Here is a 15,605-nt window from a genome sequence, read left to right on the forward strand (position 1 = left end):
TTCGGAGTCGCGGAATGCTTTCGTTTTGGACACGCGCGGGGTTCGGCCTCGGCGCGATCGCCTTGGCGTTTTCGGCGCCTGCGCGAGCGGATGACCTCCGCGGCGCCCAGTCGCTGGTCGAGGCCGGGATCTTTCTCGCCCACGCGGAGACCGAGGCGGCCTTCAGCCGTCTCGACGCCGACCGCAAGGAGAAGGCTCCGATCACGGAGCTGAAGACCTTCGTCGATCTCGGCGCGGCCTCGTTCGGTCAGGCCGAGCGCGGCGAGCGTCTGGGATACGGCGGCAACACGTCGCAATTTCGCGTCGGCGTCGACCGGGAGGTCAGCAACGGCGTGGTCCTCGGCGCCATGACGGCGTCGGGTGTCGGCGAGGTGTCCTCCGGTGATCTCGTCGGCGGCACGCTGTCCCAGCACGTGGATGTCTATGGCCGCGTGCAGAAGGGCTCCGCCTTCGCGAAGCTGCTGTTCGGCGGCTCGGTGATCGGCTTCCGCGCCATCGATCGCGGGCCTGAGGAGAACCGCTCGCGCGGCCGGGCGGTGGCGCGCAACGCGCGCGTCGCGGCGCAGGCCGGCGCCACGGTCGACGTCGACGGCGTCAAGGTCTCGCCTTCGATCGGCGTCGGTCTCTACGCCAACGCCCTGTCCGGCTACAGGGAGCACGGCGGCGCCACGAACTTCAGCTACCGCTCCCGGCTGGCGCAGGCCGCGATCGGGTCGTTCCGGCTCAAGGCGGCGCGCTCGTTCAAGGTCGACCCGACCCACGCCGTGAAGCTCGAAGCCTTCGTCGGCGCGGACGAGATGCTGGCCTTTGACAGCACGCCGCTGCGCGCGTCGACCACGGCGGGCGAGAGCATCCGCCAGTCGCTGAAAGGCGCGCCGACCGGGCGCGGCGTGGTCGGCGGACTCGGCGTCGGAACGTCGCTCGCCGAGGGCGTGGACCTGAATTTCGGCTACGACTACGGATCCCGCGACGGCTTCGCCACCCACGCCGCCCGCGGCCGGCTCGGCGTATCGTTCTAAGGCCCGGCGCTCTCCTCCCTTCGGCTCTATACTATCTGCCGGGTGTCGCGCGCGGCGCTATGCTGCTCCTTATGCTGCGGCGCATTATGGCGCGTCGCCGGCCCCCGCCGTACCCTTTGGCGCGCGGGTCCGGCCTCTTCGCGCGCCATGATGTCCGCCGGAACGTGATGAAAGCGGGCGCGCCCGCCGACATGAGAGCCGCATGACGACCGCATCGACCACCGCGTCGGCGACCGCCTTCGCCGCAGACTTCGCGAACGCCACCCGCGAGACCTGGCTCGCCGCGGCCGAAGCCGCGCTGAAGGGGCGCCCGCTCGACGGCGTCATCTCCCGCCGCACGCTCGACGGCGTCGCCGTGGACGCGATCACGGAGCGCGTCGCGCCGCGCGTCGTCGCCGGCCGCCCGGCCGGCGCGCGCTGGGTCGCGATGACCCGCATCGACATCGCCGATCCGGCCGCCGCCAACGCGCAGGCGCTCGAGGATCTCAACAACGGCGCGGCCGGCCTCTCGCTCGCGTTCGGCGAGCCGGGCGAAAGTGCGGGCGTCGCCGCCGACACGCTGGACCGGCTGGACCGGGCGCTCGAGGGCGTGCTGCTCGATCTCGCGCCGATCCATCTCGACGTGGCGCCGTTCGGCGGCAGACAGAGCGCGGCGCTCGCGACCGCGCTTGTGGAGCGGCGCAAGGTCGATCCGGCGTCGGTGTCGATCCTGTTCGGCGTCGACGTGCTGCGCGACCTCGTCCGCACCGGCGCGCTGCCGCGCTCCTGGGAGGCGATGTGCGCGCGCGTCGTCGGCCTGATCGAGGGGCTTTCGCGGCGCGGCTTCAACAGTCCCGTGCTGACCATCTGCGGGCGCGCCTGGCACAACGCCGGCGCAAGCGAGGCGCAGGAGCTCGCCGGCGTGCTCGCCTCCGCGACCGAACATGTGCGCGGCCTCGTCGCGGCCGGGTTGGCCGTCGAAACCGCCGCCGACGCGGTCTCCTTCACCCTTTCCTGCGACGCCGAGCAGTTCGCCTCGATCGCGAAGCTCAGGGCGCTGCGGCTGCTGTGGGCGGCGTGGCGGCGCGAGAGCGGGCTGCCGGACCGGCCGGTCCACATCCATGTGGAGACGTCGCGGCGCATGATGACGCTGCGCGATCCGCACACCAACATGGTCCGCACCACGATCGCGGCCTTCGCCGCCGGCGCCGGCGGCGCCGACTCGATCGTGGTGCTGCCCTTCACCAGCGCGTTCGGCGCGTCCGACTGGGACGCGCGCCGGATCGCGCGCAACGCCCAGGCGATCATCCTCGAGGAAAGCAACGTCCACCGCGTGGCCGATCCGTCCGCGGGGGCCGGCGCGATCGAAGCATTCACCGACGCGCTGGCGGACGCCGCGTGGGGCCTGTTCCGCGAGGTCGAGGCCGGCGGCGGCATGCTCGCCGCGCTCATCGAGGGGAGCTGGCAGCAGCGGGTCGCGGACGCCCGCGCCGCCCGCTCCGCCGCGATCGCCAGGCGCAGCGCGCCGATCGTCGGCGTCAGCGAGTTCCCGCAGGCCGGACCGCCTCTCGCCGTCGTGTCGGAGGCGGGACCCGCGGTCGCGGCCGCCCCCGCGCTGAAGCCGCTCGCGGTCGAGCTCACCGACGACGCCGCAGGGTTCGACGCCATCGTCGGCGCGTTCCATGACGGCGCCTCGTTCGCGGACATCCGCGCGGCGTCGAAGCCGATCCCGAGCGTGGTGGCGCATCCGGTCGCGGTCGAGCGGCTCGCCGAGGCGTTCGAGACGCTGCGGGCCCGCAACGAGGCGGCGCCGTCGCCGCCCTCGGCGTTTCTCGCGCTTGTCGGGCCGATCGCGCGCCATTCCGGCCGGGCCGGTTTCATCCGCAACCTGCTCACCGCCGGCGGCGTCGACGCCGTCGACGGGCCGGTCGGCGCCGAGCCCGAGGCCGTCGCCGAGGCCTGGAGCGCGACGCGCGCCCCGCTCGCGATCCTGTGCGGTTCGGACGACGGCTACGCCGAGGCCGGCGTGGCGCTCGCCGCGGCCCTGAAGGCGCGCGGCGCGACGGTGTGGCTCGCCGGCAAGCCAAAGGAGGGCCGCGACGAGCTCGCGGCCGCGGGCGTCGCCCGCTTCGTCGCGGCCGGCGACGACGCGCTCGACATCCTGCGCGCGGCCGCCGCGTCGCCCAGCCGCCAGAGCGCCGGAGGCGCCCGATGACCGTCCGCCTGCCTGATTTCGCGAAGATCGACTGGCGCCGTCCCGACATGAGTCCGCCGGCGCCCGCCGCCGAGCCGTGGACCACGCCCGAGGGCGTCGTCGTGCCGCCGCTCTACGGCGAGGACGACCTTCAGGGGCTCGCGGGCCTCGACACCTGGCCGGGCCTGCCGCCCTTCATCCGCGGCCCCTATCCGACGATGTACGCCGCGCAGCCGTGGACGATCCGGCAGTACGCCGGCTTCTCCACCGCGGAAGATTCCAACGCGTTCTACCGGGCGAACCTCGCGGCGGGCCAGATGGGCCTGTCTGTCGCCTTCGACCTCGCGACCCATCGCGGCTACGACAGCGACCATCCGCGCGTCGCCGGCGACGTCGGGATGGCGGGCGTCGCGATCGACTCGATCTACGACATGCGCACGCTGTTCGACGGCATCCCGCTCGACCGGATGACCGTGTCGATGACGATGAACGGCGCGGTGCTGCCGGTGCTCGCCCTGTTCATCGCGGCGGCGGAAGAGCAGGGGGTGCCGCAGGAGAAGCTGGCCGGAACCATTCAGAACGACATTCTGAAGGAGTTCATGGTCCGCAACACCTACATCTACCCGCCGCAGCCCTCGATGCGGATCATCGCGGACATCTTCGCGCATACGTCGCAGAACATGCCGAAGTTCAACTCGATCTCGATCTCCGGCTACCACATGCAGGAGGCGGGAGCGACGGCGGATCTGGAGCTCGGCTACACGCTCGCCGACGGCGCGGAATATGTCCGGGCCGGCATGGCGGCGGGCCTCGACATCGACAAGTTCGCGCCGCGCCTGTCGTTCTTCTGGGCGATCGGCATGAACGTGTTCATGGAGATCGCCAAGATGCGGGCCGCGCGCCTCATCTGGACGAAGCTCATGACCGACCTCGGCGCGAAGAGTCCGAAGTCGCTTCCCCTGCGCACCCACTCCCAGACCAGCGGCTGGTCGCTGACCGCTCAGGACGTCTACAACAACGTCACCCGCACCTGCCTCGAGGCGATCGCCGCGACGCAGGGTGGAACCCAGTCGCTGCACACGAACTCCTTCGACGAGGCGTTGGCGCTGCCGACCGACTTCTCGGCCCGCATCGCCCGCAACACCCAGCTCGTGCTGCAGATGGAGAGCGGCACGACGCGCTTCATCGACCCCTGGGGCGGCTCGGCCTATGTGGAGCGTCTGACGCACGACCTCGCCGCCAAGGCGCTGGAGCACATCGCCGAGATCGACCGCCTCGGCGGCATGGCCAAGGCGATCGAGGCCGGGGTGCCGAAGCTCCGCATCGAGGAGGCCGCGGCGACCACGCAGGCGCGGATCGACTCGGGCGAGCAGACCGTCGTCGGCGTGAACGCCTACAAGGTGCTGAAGAACGAAACCCTCGACGTCCGGCAGATCAAGAACGCAGAGGTGCGCGCCGCGCAGTTCGCCAAGCTCGAGCGTCTGCGCGCCGAGCGCGACCCCGGCAAGCTCGAGGCCGCGCTGACGGCGCTCGAGAACGGCGCGCGGGGGAACGGCAACCTGCTCGCGCTCTCGATCGACGCTGCGCGGGCGATGGCGACGGTCGGCGAGATCACCACCGCGATGGAGAAGGTGTTCGGCCGCCATCGCGCCGAGATCAAGTCGATCTCCGGCGTCTACAAGCGGGAGGCGCGCAACATGGGCGTCATTGAAGAGGTGCAGAAGCTGGTCGCCGCGTTCGAGCGCGCCGACGGCCGCCGGCCGCGCATCCTGGTCGCGAAGGTCGGGCAGGACGGCCACGACCGCGGCCAGAAGATCATCGCCTCGGCCTTCGCCGATCTCGGCTTCGACGTCGACATCGGGCCGCTGTTCGCGACGCCGGAGGAGGCCGCCCGGCAGGCGATCGAGAACGACGTGCACATCGTCGGAATCTCGTCGATGACGGCCGGCCACCTGACGCTGGTGCCGGCGCTGCGCGACGCGCTTAAGGACGAGGGCCGCGAGGACATCATGATCGTGGTCGGCGGCGTCATTCCGCCGGTGGACTATCCCGCGCTGCGCGAGGCCGGCGCCTCGGCGATCTTCCCGCCGGGCACGGTGGTGGCCGAAGCCGCGAAAGGCCTGATCGCCCAGCTCAACGAGCGGCTCGGCTACGCCAACGCGCAGGCCGCGGAATAGCTTTACGGCCGGGGCAGGACGGCGGGCCTCGCCGCAGGCTGCGGCGGGGGCGCGGCGGGCGTCGCCGGCGCTCCGACCTGCTCGACGCGGGCGGCCGCGCCGACGCGGTCCGCGATCCGGGCCGCCGGGTCGGCGGTCGGCGCCGGGGGCGCGCTCTTCAGGCGCTCGCCGATGAAGCTCAGCATCGGCGTCAGCTCCGAGGACCACAGCTTCCAGTCGTGCCGGCCGGGAACGACGTGGTAGACCACCGGGATGTCGGCGTCGGCGAGCGCCTTGTCGAAGGCGTTGTTGCCGGCGAGCAGGATTTTGATGTCGTCGTTGCCGACGCTCATGTAGAGCGCCGGTGTTTCGGCCGCCGCGGCGTCGGTCGCGAGGCTCCGCCACGGGCTCGCGGCGTTGAAGGCCTTCGGATCGAAGTTCGGCCCGAAGGCGTGGCCGAAGAACGCGAGCTGGAAGGCGGGGAAGTCGCTCGCCGCCTTCACGTCGGGAAACAGCGCGCCCGACAGGCTTCCGGCGGCGACGAAGCGGTCGGGCTCCAGCAGGGCGAAGCGCAGCGCGCCATAGCCGCCCATGGAGTAGCCGCCGATGGCGCGGCCCTCGCGCGCGTTGACCGTGCGGTAGGTGGCGTCGACGCCGTCGATCAGGTCGTCCAAGAGCGCCGTCTGCCAGCGCCCCGTCGCGGCGTTGTCCACGTACCAGCTCTTCTTGGCGGAAGGCGTGACGAGGATGGCGGGCGGCAGCTTCCCCGAGGCGATCAGCCGGTCGGCGACCTCCTGCAGGTCGCCGTCGTCGAAAAACGAGACCTCGTCGCCGCCGAAGCCGTGCAGCAGGTAGATCACGGGGTAGCGGCGGGCGCCGGCTTCGTAGCCGTCGGGCAGGTAGATCGAATAGCGCAGCGGCTGGCCAAGGGCCGTGCTCGGCAATTCAAGGCTGCGCCGGACGGTCGATCCCGCGGCGTCGGCCGGCGACGCGCACAGAAGCGCCAGAACGATCGCGCACAACGACGGAAGACGCGGTCTCATCAGCCCTCCTGCAGGTGGCGGGTTACCATTATCCTTTTGGATAGGGCGCGGGGCCGGGCGCGGCAAGCCGGCGGTGTCGCGCGAACGTGACGATTCGCGTCCGGCGAGGCACCGCCGGACCATTGCGGCGCCACACTGTGCCGGTCTGATCGCGCGCACCGACGAACCGGGAGAGCGAAGGTTGGCGACTGGAGCGAGATACCGCGGCGCAATCCGTCGCAAGGGGCGGTTCGCGTTCGCCGCCCTCGTCATGGGCGCAATCACCGTCTTCTCGGCTGCGTCGCCCGTCCGGGCCGATGAGGCGAAGCCGCTTTTCCGAGCGACCTTCGACGCCTGCTACCGCACGCCGGCGTTGGCGAGCCTCGACGGCGGCGTCCTGATCGCGGTGGTCGAGAAGCGCTACGGGTATCCGGATCTCGTCGCGGCGGCGGCGAAGAAAAGCGACCTGCACCACAAGATCGCCCGCTGCTCGGATTCCGGATCGATCGACCTCGTCGCGCGCCTGTCGAGCGATGGCGGCAAGACGTGGAGCCCGGAACGGACGATCGTCGATCACCGCGATCTGCTCGCGCCGAACTTTTCGAAAGCGCTCGCCGGCAATCCCACGCTGGTGCGCCGGGGCGGCGAAATCCTGCTGCTGTTCTCCGTGAACCGCTCGGTGTCGGGCGAGAACAGCGTGCGCTGCGTGCGCTTCGGGCAGAAGGACCGGCAGCATTGCGACGCGCAGGCCGACCACGCGCTCTACATCACCCGCTCGGGCGACGGCGGAGCGACCTGGGCGAAGCCGGAGATAATGAACTTCCCCGGCAAATCGACCCGGCTCAAGCAGCCTGGTCCCGGGCACGGGCTGACGCTCGAGAGCGGCCGCATCGTCGTGCCGGCCTACCCGAAGCTGCTGCTGTCGGACGACGACGGCCGCACTTGGCGCGAGGGCGCGACGACCCAGGGGCGCGACACGGAGCTGCAGGGCGGGGAAACCGTGATTGGTTCGCTTGGCGGAAACCGCATCTGGGCGAGCCTGCGGCCCCGAGGGGCGGCCTTTGTGGAGCGTGGCGACGGGAGGCCTTATCGTATCCAGGCGGTCAGCGCTGACGGCGGGGAGACGTACGAAACCGTCACGACCGACGAACGGCTCTCGATCCCGCCGTTGCAGCCCGGCCTGTCGATCGCCGGCGACACATGGGTGATGACGCACCCGGTCTCAGACAACCCGACCAACGGCCGCGCCAAGAGCCGGGACCGCAAGGACATGACGCTTTCGGTCAGCCAGGATTCCGGCCGCACCTGGAGTTCCTGCCTGATCGACCCGAAGGCCGCGGGCTACAGCGACCTCGCGAAGATCGCGCCGAAGCTGCTTGGCATGCTCTACGAGGGGGCGGTTGAGCCCGGAGAAAACTACCGCGCGGCGGTCAATTTCAGGACCCTGCCGATCGACCGCTACAGGGACGTCTGCGTCGTCGACCGGTGATCGTGCCGGAAAGGGCGGGCCGCGGCGGCCCGCCCTTTCCGAAGGTCACTTCGCTTCGTCGTAGAGCTTCTCGACGTATTCCCAGTTCACCAGGTTCTCGATGAACGCCTTGAGGTAGTCGGGACGACGGTTGCGGTAGTCGATGTAGTAGGAGTGCTCCCACACATCGACGCCGAGCAGCGGGACCGCGCCGTGGATCAGCGGGTTCTCGCCGTTCGGGGTCTTGAGGATCTCGAGCTTCCCGCCCTTGAGGGCGAGCCAGGCCCAGCCGGAGCCGAACTGGCCCTTGCCGGCGTCCTGGAAGTCGGTCTTGAACTTCTCGACGCCGCCGAGGTCCTCGGCGATCTTCTTCTCCAGCGCGCCCGGAATCGCGCCGCCGCCGTTCGGCTTCATCCAGTGCCAGAAGTGGATGTGGTTGTAATGCTGGGCGGCGTTGTTGAAGAGCGGCGCGTTCTTGCCGTGGCTCTGCTTCACCACTTCCTCGAGCGTCGCGCCCTCGAGCCCGGAGCCCTCGAGCAGCTTGTTGCCCGTCTCGACATAGGCGTTGTGGTGCTTGTCGTGATGGAACTCCAGCGTCTCCTTAGACATGTAGGGCTGGAGCGCGTCGTAGGCGTAGGGCAGGTCAGGCAGCTTGAACGACATGGAAATCTCCAGAACGGATGTCTCTTGAGCCGACCGCGCCGGCGGACGGCGTGCTTGCGGTACATAGGCCCGCATTCGGGCCGGGACAACGGCTGTTCGCCGTTCCCGAGCCGTAGAATTCGAGGCTTTACGCTCTAATAACCACGACGGCGGCACCATGCCCGCTGGAATCAGTCCGGACGACGAGGGATCGCCGCTCATGTCCGTCGTTCTTTACGCCCTGGGCGTGTTGCTGCTGCTGTGGAGCGGCTTCCTGCTCGTCACCGGCGACATGATCGCGACGCTCGACATCGCCGCCAATCTCGCGGGGTCGGGCGCGTTCGCGATCGGCCTCGGCGCGGTGGCCGATGCGATCGGGCGCCTTACCCGCGCCGTCGCCAGCCGCTCGGGCGAGGCACCGTCCGAGGCCCCTGCCTTGCCGTTCATTCGGCGCGCGCCGGCGGCCGCGCCGGCCGAACCGGTCGCAGAACCGCGTCCCGAGCCCGCCTTTGGCGACCTGTCCCGACACGAACCGGAGCTGGAGCCGGTCGCGCCTCCCTCGCGGCGCGAGCCGTCGCCGCCGCGCGTGACGGAGCCCGCGCCGAGGGTTCAGGCGCCCGCAAGGGCGGCGGAGCCTGCGGAGCCGGCCGCGCCCGTCGTTGAGACGCCTCCCGTCGTGGCGCCGATTCTCGGCGGCGGCGTGCTGGCCGCGGCCTATGGCGCCGGCGCGCTGACGAGCCCCGAGCGCGACCGTCAGGACGAAATCCGCCACGAAGCCGACGAGCCGGAGCCTCCGGCGGATACGGAGCCGCTCGAACCCACGGCGGAGGACGTCGAGCCGGAGCCCGTTCCGGCGCCCGAGCCGGAGAAGCCTGAGCCTCGCGTTCCGGAATGGCTCGCCCGCGCCCGCGCCCGCCGCGAAGCGCGCGCGCAGTCGGAGGTCCAGCCTGACCACGACGACGCCCGGCCCGTCGAGGACGACGCGCCGGCGCCGCAGGTCGCGGACGAGCCGCTAGCCGCCGAGCCCGAGGCCCCGGCTGCGGAGGCGACCGCTGAGACCCGCGAAATCGAGATTGACGACGCGCCTCTCTCGGAGGGGACGGAAGAGACCGATCCGTCGCGGCAGGTGGTGCGCGAGGGCGAGCACAACGGCGTCTACTACCGGTTCTTCGCCGACGGCTCCATCGAGGCCCAGCGCGAGCATGGCGCGCGCCGCTTCGCCTCGATCGAGGAACTGCGCGCCACCATCATCGCGGCGCGCGGCCGCCTCGACGAGGACGACGACGCGGACGTCGCGCCGACCGGGACGACGGACGAGCCCGCGGCGGCTGCGGAGCCGGAGAGCGCTCCCGCAGGCCAGGACGCCGCCGAACTGGTCGACCCGGCGGAGGCTCCTGAACCGGAGCCCCAGCCGGATGCGGAGCCGGAACCCCGGCCCGAACCGGAGCCGACGCCGGCCTCCGAGCCCAAGCTCGCCGGCGACGACGAATTCGAGGCCGCGCTTGCGGCGCTTGAAGGGCGCCCGTCCGTCACGCCGCGCTGAGGCCGCCGCGCTCCGCGCCTCAGCCGGGGGCGCCGAACGCAGGCGGCGCGGCCGCGGCGTCGGGATGGCCGACGGCGGCAAGCGCGAAGGCGTAGGCGAGCGCGACCTCCTCGAGCCGGTCGAAGCGGCCCGACGCGCCGCCGTGTCCGGCGTCCATGTTGGTTCTGAGCGCGATCGGGCGGCCGGACGTGGTCGCGGCGCGCAGGCGCGCGACCCATTTGGCGGGTTCCCAGTAGGTGACGCGCGGATCGGTCAGGCCGGCGAGCGCAAGGATCGCGGGGTAGGGCCGCGGCGCCACGTTGTCGACCGGGCTGTAGCTCCGGATGCGCGCGAAGGCCTCGGCGTCGCGGATCGGATCGCCCCATTCCGGCCATTCCGGCGGAGTCAGCGGCAGGCTCTCGTCCATCATCGTGGTCAGCACGTCGACGAAGGGCACCTCCGCGAGAACGCCCGCGAACAGGTCCGGCCGGAGGTTCGCGACCGCGCCCATGAGCATGCCGCCCGCCGAGCCGCCATGGCTCACGATGCGGCCGGCCGATGTGAAGTTTTCATTAACCAAAGTCTCCGCCGCGGCGATGAAGTCGCTGAAGGTGTTCGTCTTCTTGTCCAGCTTGCCGTCGAGATACCAGCCCCAGCCCTTGTCCGCGCCGCCGCGGATGTGGGCGATTGCGTAGACGAAGCCGCGGTCGACCAGCGACAGCCGGCCGCCGGAGAACGACGCCGGCATCGAGATGCCGTAGGCGCCGTAGCCGTAGAGCAGGCAGGGCGCGCGGCCGTCCAGGGCGAGGCCCTGTCTGTGGATCACCGTGACCGGGACCAGCGCGCCGTCGGGAGCCGGCGCCTGCAGGCGCCGCACCACATAGGCTTCCGGGTCGTGGCCCGACGGCACCTCCTGCCGCTTGCGCAGCGTGCGCGCCCGCGTGGCGAGGTCGTAGTCCCAGGTCTCGGACGGGGTCGCGGGCGAGGAGTAGACGAAGCGGACGAGGTCGGTGTCGAAGGTCGGGCCCGCGTCCATGCCGAGCGCGTAGGCCTCCTCCGCGAAGGCGATCGCGTGCTCGGCGCCGGTCGCGAGCTCCCGCACCACGATTCGGGGCAGGCCGTCCTCGCGCTCCAGTCGCGTGACGTGGCGGGCGGTCACCGCATGGTCGAGCACGTAGACGCCCGGACGGTGCGGAACGAGGTCGCTTTCCGGTCCGCCGTCGACCGGCTTCAGCGTCAGCTTGAAGTCGACCGCGCCGTCCGCGTTGGTGCGCAGCATTAGCGTCGAGCGGCCCTCGAGCATGGGGTGGTGGTCCACGTCGTAGCGGGTTCCGGCTTTGCGGGCCTCGACCAGCCGGGGCGCGCCGTCGAGCGTCGCGCGATCGATCAGATGGGCCTCCGAGGTGTCGTGGTCGGAGACGGTGACGACGCAGAAGGCGCCGGAGCGCGTGCGGTCGACGCCGACGAACCAGCCGGGCTCGGCCTCGCGGAACACGAGTTCGTCAGCCGCGGGATCGTCGCCGAGGCGGTGGCGGTAGACCTCCAGCGCCCGGTGCTGGGCGTCGAGCCGCACGTACCAGAAGCCCGAGCCGTCCTCGGCCCAGACCGCCGCGCCGGTGGCGTCGGGGACGGCGTCGGCCAGATCCTCGCCGGTCGCGAGATCGCGCACGCGGATGGTCAGGAACTCGGAGCCGGCCTCGTCGGCGCTCCAGGCGAGCAGGCGATGGTCGGGCGAGGGCGACCACGATCCGAGCTGGAAGAAGGCGTGGCCCTCCGCCAGCCCGTCGCCGTCGAGCAGCACGGATTCGTCGGCGGACGGGTCGTCCGCCGGACGCCGGACCACGATCGGATGCTGTCCGCCCGTCCGGAAGCGCACGGCGTAGGCGAACGGGCCGTAGGCCGTCGGAACGGTGGAGTCGTCCTCCTTGATCCGGCCGCGCATCTCCGCGACCAGCGCGGCCTTCAGCGGATCGAGCGGCTCCAGCAGCGCTTTGGCGTAGGCGTTCTCGGCCTCGAGATAGGCGCGCACGTCGGCCGGCAGGGTCTCCGGTCGGCGCATCACCTCCTGCCAGTTGTCCGCCCTGAGCCACGCGTAAGGGTCTTCGAGGCGGACGCCATGCGCGGCGGTCACGTGCGGGCGGCGTTCCGCCACGGGCGGCGGGGGCAGGGGGGCGGCGACCATCAGGCGAGACGCTCCGGGGCGTGCGTTGGCGGGAGGCGGACGTTAGACAGCGCCCGCTCCGGCCACAAGGAACGCCCGGGCTCCGGCCGCGACTTTGAGCCGCGCGCGGTCGCCCGGGCGAAATGCGCCAATGTTCCCGCGGTCATGCGCAATAAGTGTGGAGCCGTGCATAAGGACAACTTGCCGGCGTTTGTATCTCTGGCTATGTAAGGCAGGAATGCAGCGTGCCCGGATTGGGGAATGCTGTCGTAGTGCGGCATCCTGCAAAAGATGCTTGCGTCATTTCAAGGAACGGATGGTTCTGTGGGCGGAGCCTCCGGCTCGGTCAAACGGACGGATTTGGGGTTTTTAATGAGCGAGAACGCGACGACCGCGAATTACATTGAACTGGCCGCCGATATCGTGTCGGCCTATGTGAGCAACAATTCCGTTCCGGCGGCCGACCTTCCCGCGCTGATCGCGGACGTGCACGTGGCTCTCAGCCGGGTCTCCGAGGGCGAGGCCGAGCCGGTCGCGGAGGCGCCGAAGCCCGCGGTGCCGGTCCGCAAGTCGGTGACGCCGGACTTCATCGTCTGCCTCGAGGACGGCAAGAAGTTCAAGTCGCTCAAGCGTCATCTGCGCACGCAGTACGACATGTCGCCGGAGGAGTACCGCGAGAAGTGGGGCTTGCCCGCCGACTATCCGATGGTCGCGCCGAACTACGCCGCCGCCCGCTCGGAGCTGGCGAAGAAGATGGGCCTCGGCCAGCAGCGCGGAAAGCGCGGCTGACCGCGGGGTCGCCGCCCTCGGCGACCAATCTTTACGACGGATGCGCCGCGCCGTCCGGACCTCGGGTCCGGGCGGCGTTTTGTTTGGCGCGCGAGCCTCAGTGGTCATCTTGTCGATTTCAGAATATAATCCTATAAAGGAATAATAGCTTATAGATTGTGGAGAACGCCGATGCCGCCGAGCCGTCCCGTCGCCGCTGGGTCGTCCGTCCGACTGGAGGCCGGGGAGAGGCGGCTGCTGCGCCGGGTTCTCGCCGCCGGCCCCGGCGGTCTGGCGGCCGACGTCGTCGAGGCGGCCGCGACGGCGCTCGCGCGGCGCGGGCTGATCGCGCGGCGGCCCGACGGCCGCGTCGTCGCGACCGCCCTCGGTCGCGCCCGGGCGGCCCGCGAGACGGGCGGCGAAAACGGCTTCCGGGCGCAGCATCAGGCGCTGCAGCGCCGCGCCGTCGAGGTGGACGGCGAAACCGCCGAGGCGCTGGTCAATCTCGACGAGAGCCCGCTCGCCTGGCTCGCCAGGCGGAAGGGCCGCGACGGCCGCCCGATGCTCGCGGCCCACGAGGTGCTGGCCGGCGAGCGCCTGCGCGCCGACTTCTCCCGCGGCCAGATGAGCCCGCGCGTCACCGCGAACTGGGACGTCGCCGCGGACCGCCCGCACCGGGGCGGCGCGGGCGCTGGCGCGGACGTCACGGATGCGGCGCTCGCGGCGCGGGACCGCGTCGGGCGCGCGCTGCAGGCGGTCGGGCCGGAGCTGTCCGGCGCGCTGCTCGACGTCTGCTGCTTTCTCAAGGGCATAGAGGCCGTCGAACGCGAACGCGGATGGCCGGCCCGTGGCGGCAAGCTGGTGCTCGGGCTCGCGCTCGCGAGCCTCGCGCGGCACTACGGCTACGGCGAAAGCGCCGCCGGCCCGGAGCGGAGCGGCCGGATCGTCGGCTGGCCTGAGACGGCGGGCGGCTAGCTCAGGCCGCGCCGGACGCGACGCCGGCGGCGGCCGCCGCCTCGCGCTTGATCCGCTCGACCATGGACTTCAGCCCGTTGGAGCGCTGCGGCGTCAGATGCTCGCGGAGCTGGATGCGGTCCATGAACTGGCCGGCGTCGGTCGCGAGGATCTGGCCCGCGCGCTTGCCCGAATAGAGCGCGATCATCACCGCCACCAGCCCGCGCACGAGATGGGCGTCGCTGTCGCCGCGGAACGTCAGCACGGGGTCGGGCCCGTCGCCCACGGTGGTCTCGAGCCAGACCTGGCTCGCGCAGCCCTGCACCTTGTTCGCGGCGGTGCGGGCCGAATCGGGCAGGGGTTCGAGCTCGCGGCCGAGCTCGATGAGGTAGCGGATGCGCTCCTCCCAGTCGTCGATGAACTCGAAGCCCTCGACGATCTCGTCAATACCGGCGGCCATGGCGTCCTCGCTGTCCCCCGCGAGGTAAGTCGTTCGCGCCGCCGCTGCAAAGGAAAAGGCTGCGACGGGGCCCGATCCGTCGCTTCCGGCGGTCGCGCAAGCGGTCAGGCGGCGCGCGCGCCGGCGGGCTGGCGCCAGGCCGGCTTGCGGTCGGCGGGGGTGAGCGTGTCGCGGGCGGGCGTGGTGAGCTTCGCCGCAGGCGTCGCGGCCGCTCCCGTCGGCGCCTCGCCGCCGAGATAGTCCTGAAGCATCGCGGCGCCGGCGCCGACGCGCTCGCCCATCAGCTTCAGCGCCTGGGAGCCGACGTCGCAGGCGCCCGGCTGACGCTCGCAGAAGCCCTTCACGTCGGAGACGGTGGCGCCGGCGGCGGCGAGCGCCGACAGCGCGTCGATCGAAGCCTTGTCGGAAGCGGTGGGGCCGTCGGCGCTGGGACCCGCGACCGGCAGGATCATCAGCGTCACGCAGATCCAGAAGGCGGCTCGCAGAAGAAACATCATCGTCGTAGACCTTGACTTCGCGTCCCGCGCCCGTCCTGCGGCGCGTCGAGAACAGACGCTAGCACCGCCCGCCTAAATCGCGTTGAACCGGAAGCGCTGCATTCGACCGGAGCAGTTCAGACCTTCGAAAGTTTTCATCAAGCTTTCGTCAATGTATGAGGCGGCGCGCTGCGCGCAGGCTTCGCCGACTGCATTTGGCGACAGCCGCGCGTCGCCGTTTTAGCGTTCGCTTAAGCCTGCGCTGCCAGTCTGCGGATCGTGAATTGAGTGTCGGTCGCCCTGCGGGGCGGCCTCCGCGATGCGCTCCGGCGCGCCGCGGCCGTTGGAGTAAGCGCGTGCTTCAGGTCGCTTCCATCAAGGCGTTGGCTGGGCACGTCGCCGCGAAGGTCCATCCTTCGGCGTCCGACGATTCGGCTGCGCTGACGCGGCACGCGACCTTCCTCGCCACCCATATGGCCGCCGGCGTGCTGCCCTTCGCGGCGCTGCCGATGCTGCTCGCGCTCGCCGGGGCCCCGGGCGCGCTGGAGCTCGGCGTCCTCGCCTGGCTGGTCGCGCCGATCGTGATCGCTCTCAGGCTCTCTGCGACCGGCGACCTCGCCCGCGCGCATCTTCTGTCGTCCCTGGCGCTGACCGGCCTGATTGCGGGCGTCGCCGCCGCGACCGGAGGGCTTGCTTCGCCGGCGCTGCCCTGGCTCGCGCTCGCGCCGCTGGAGGCCGCGCTGTCCGGTTCGCGCCGGATCACGCTCGCCGGCGTCGCCGCGGC

The 15,605-nt window shown here is 71.3% G+C and carries 12 protein-coding genes and 1 pseudogene; 8 read left to right on the forward strand and 5 right to left on the reverse strand.

Going from position 1 to position 15,605, the window contains the following annotated elements; all coding sequences use genetic code 11:
- Nucleotides 1-14 precede the first annotated feature (14 nt).
- The 3 genes from ACFSCV_RS08290 (at nt 15) to scpA (ending at nt 5,369) form a co-directional block, all read left to right on the forward strand.
- A complete protein-coding gene (locus tag ACFSCV_RS08290; RefSeq protein WP_378798794.1) occupies nt 15-1,019 on the forward strand; it encodes an autotransporter domain-containing protein in 1,005 nt (334 codons plus the stop codon).
- 202 nt (nt 1,020-1,221) lie between these two features.
- Nucleotides 1,222-3,213 carry a methylmalonyl-CoA mutase family protein gene (locus ACFSCV_RS08295; protein WP_378798796.1) on the forward strand — a complete coding sequence of 664 codons (1,992 nt, stop codon included), beginning with the start codon at nt 1,222-1,224 and terminating at the stop codon, nt 3,211-3,213.
- Nucleotides 3,210-5,369, forward strand: coding sequence for a methylmalonyl-CoA mutase (gene scpA, locus ACFSCV_RS08300; protein ID WP_378798798.1), 2,160 nt, complete (start codon nt 3,210-3,212; stop codon nt 5,367-5,369). Before ACFSCV_RS08295 ends, scpA begins: the two co-directional genes overlap by 4 nt.
- A gap of 2 nt (nt 5,370-5,371) precedes the next feature.
- Here scpA and ACFSCV_RS08305 read toward each other — a convergent pair whose 3' ends face one another.
- Nucleotides 5,372-6,391, reverse strand: coding sequence for an alpha/beta hydrolase (locus tag ACFSCV_RS08305; RefSeq protein WP_378798800.1), 1,020 nt, complete (start codon nt 6,389-6,391; stop codon nt 5,372-5,374).
- 250 nt (nt 6,392-6,641) lie between these two features.
- Here ACFSCV_RS08305 and ACFSCV_RS08310 point away from each other — a divergent pair, with 250 nt between their 5' ends.
- A complete protein-coding gene (locus ACFSCV_RS08310; RefSeq protein WP_378798802.1) occupies nt 6,642-7,859 on the forward strand; it encodes an exo-alpha-sialidase in 1,218 nt (405 codons plus the stop codon).
- 45 nt (nt 7,860-7,904) lie between these two features.
- Here the strand turns inward: ACFSCV_RS08310 and ACFSCV_RS08315 are convergent, their stop codons facing one another.
- Nucleotides 7,905-8,501: a superoxide dismutase gene (locus ACFSCV_RS08315; RefSeq protein WP_271200185.1), complete on the reverse strand. Its 597-nt coding sequence runs from the start codon at nt 8,499-8,501 to the stop codon at nt 7,905-7,907.
- Nucleotides 8,502-8,700: 199 nt separating this feature from the next.
- Here ACFSCV_RS08315 and ACFSCV_RS08320 point away from each other — a divergent pair, with 199 nt between their 5' ends.
- Entirely contained in the window at nt 8,701-10,023 is a 1,323-nt protein-coding gene (locus ACFSCV_RS08320; RefSeq protein WP_378798804.1) for a hypothetical protein, read from the forward strand.
- Nucleotides 10,024-10,042: 19 nt separating this feature from the next.
- Here ACFSCV_RS08320 and ACFSCV_RS08325 read toward each other — a convergent pair whose 3' ends face one another.
- Nucleotides 10,043-12,184, reverse strand: coding sequence for a S9 family peptidase (locus tag ACFSCV_RS08325; RefSeq protein WP_378798806.1), 2,142 nt, complete (start codon nt 12,182-12,184; stop codon nt 10,043-10,045).
- A gap of 351 nt (nt 12,185-12,535) precedes the next feature.
- Between ACFSCV_RS08325 and ACFSCV_RS08330 the strand changes: the two genes are divergently transcribed.
- Complete coding sequence (locus tag ACFSCV_RS08330; protein ID WP_378798808.1) at nt 12,536-12,952, forward strand: Ros/MucR family transcriptional regulator; 417 nt, start codon at nt 12,536-12,538, stop codon at nt 12,950-12,952.
- Between the two features lie 171 nt (nt 12,953-13,123).
- Nucleotides 13,124-13,906, forward strand: a complete 783-nt coding sequence (locus ACFSCV_RS08335) for a DUF6456 domain-containing protein (protein WP_378798810.1) — start codon at nt 13,124-13,126, stop codon at nt 13,904-13,906.
- Nucleotide 13,907: 1 nt separating this feature from the next.
- Here ACFSCV_RS08335 and ACFSCV_RS08340 read toward each other — a convergent pair whose 3' ends face one another.
- Both ACFSCV_RS08340 and ACFSCV_RS08345 read right to left on the reverse strand, forming a co-directional pair.
- The gene (locus ACFSCV_RS08340; protein ID WP_378798812.1) at nt 13,908-14,345 is read right to left on the reverse strand and encodes a SufE family protein; all 438 of its coding nucleotides are present in this window, start codon (nt 14,343-14,345) and stop codon (nt 13,908-13,910) included.
- 104 nt (nt 14,346-14,449) lie between these two features.
- Nucleotides 14,450-14,842: a DUF5330 domain-containing protein gene (locus ACFSCV_RS08345; protein WP_378798814.1), complete on the reverse strand. Its 393-nt coding sequence runs from the start codon at nt 14,840-14,842 to the stop codon at nt 14,450-14,452.
- Between the two features lie 335 nt (nt 14,843-15,177).
- Between ACFSCV_RS08345 and ACFSCV_RS08350 the strand changes: the two are divergent.
- A pseudogene (locus ACFSCV_RS08350) lies at nt 15,178-15,605 on the forward strand (PAS domain-containing sensor histidine kinase); the annotation flags it as partial.

The sequence above is a fragment of the Methylopila henanensis genome, from assembly GCF_042681025.1.
GTDB classification, from domain to species: Bacteria; Pseudomonadota; Alphaproteobacteria; order Rhizobiales; family Methylopilaceae; genus Methylopila; species Methylopila henanensis.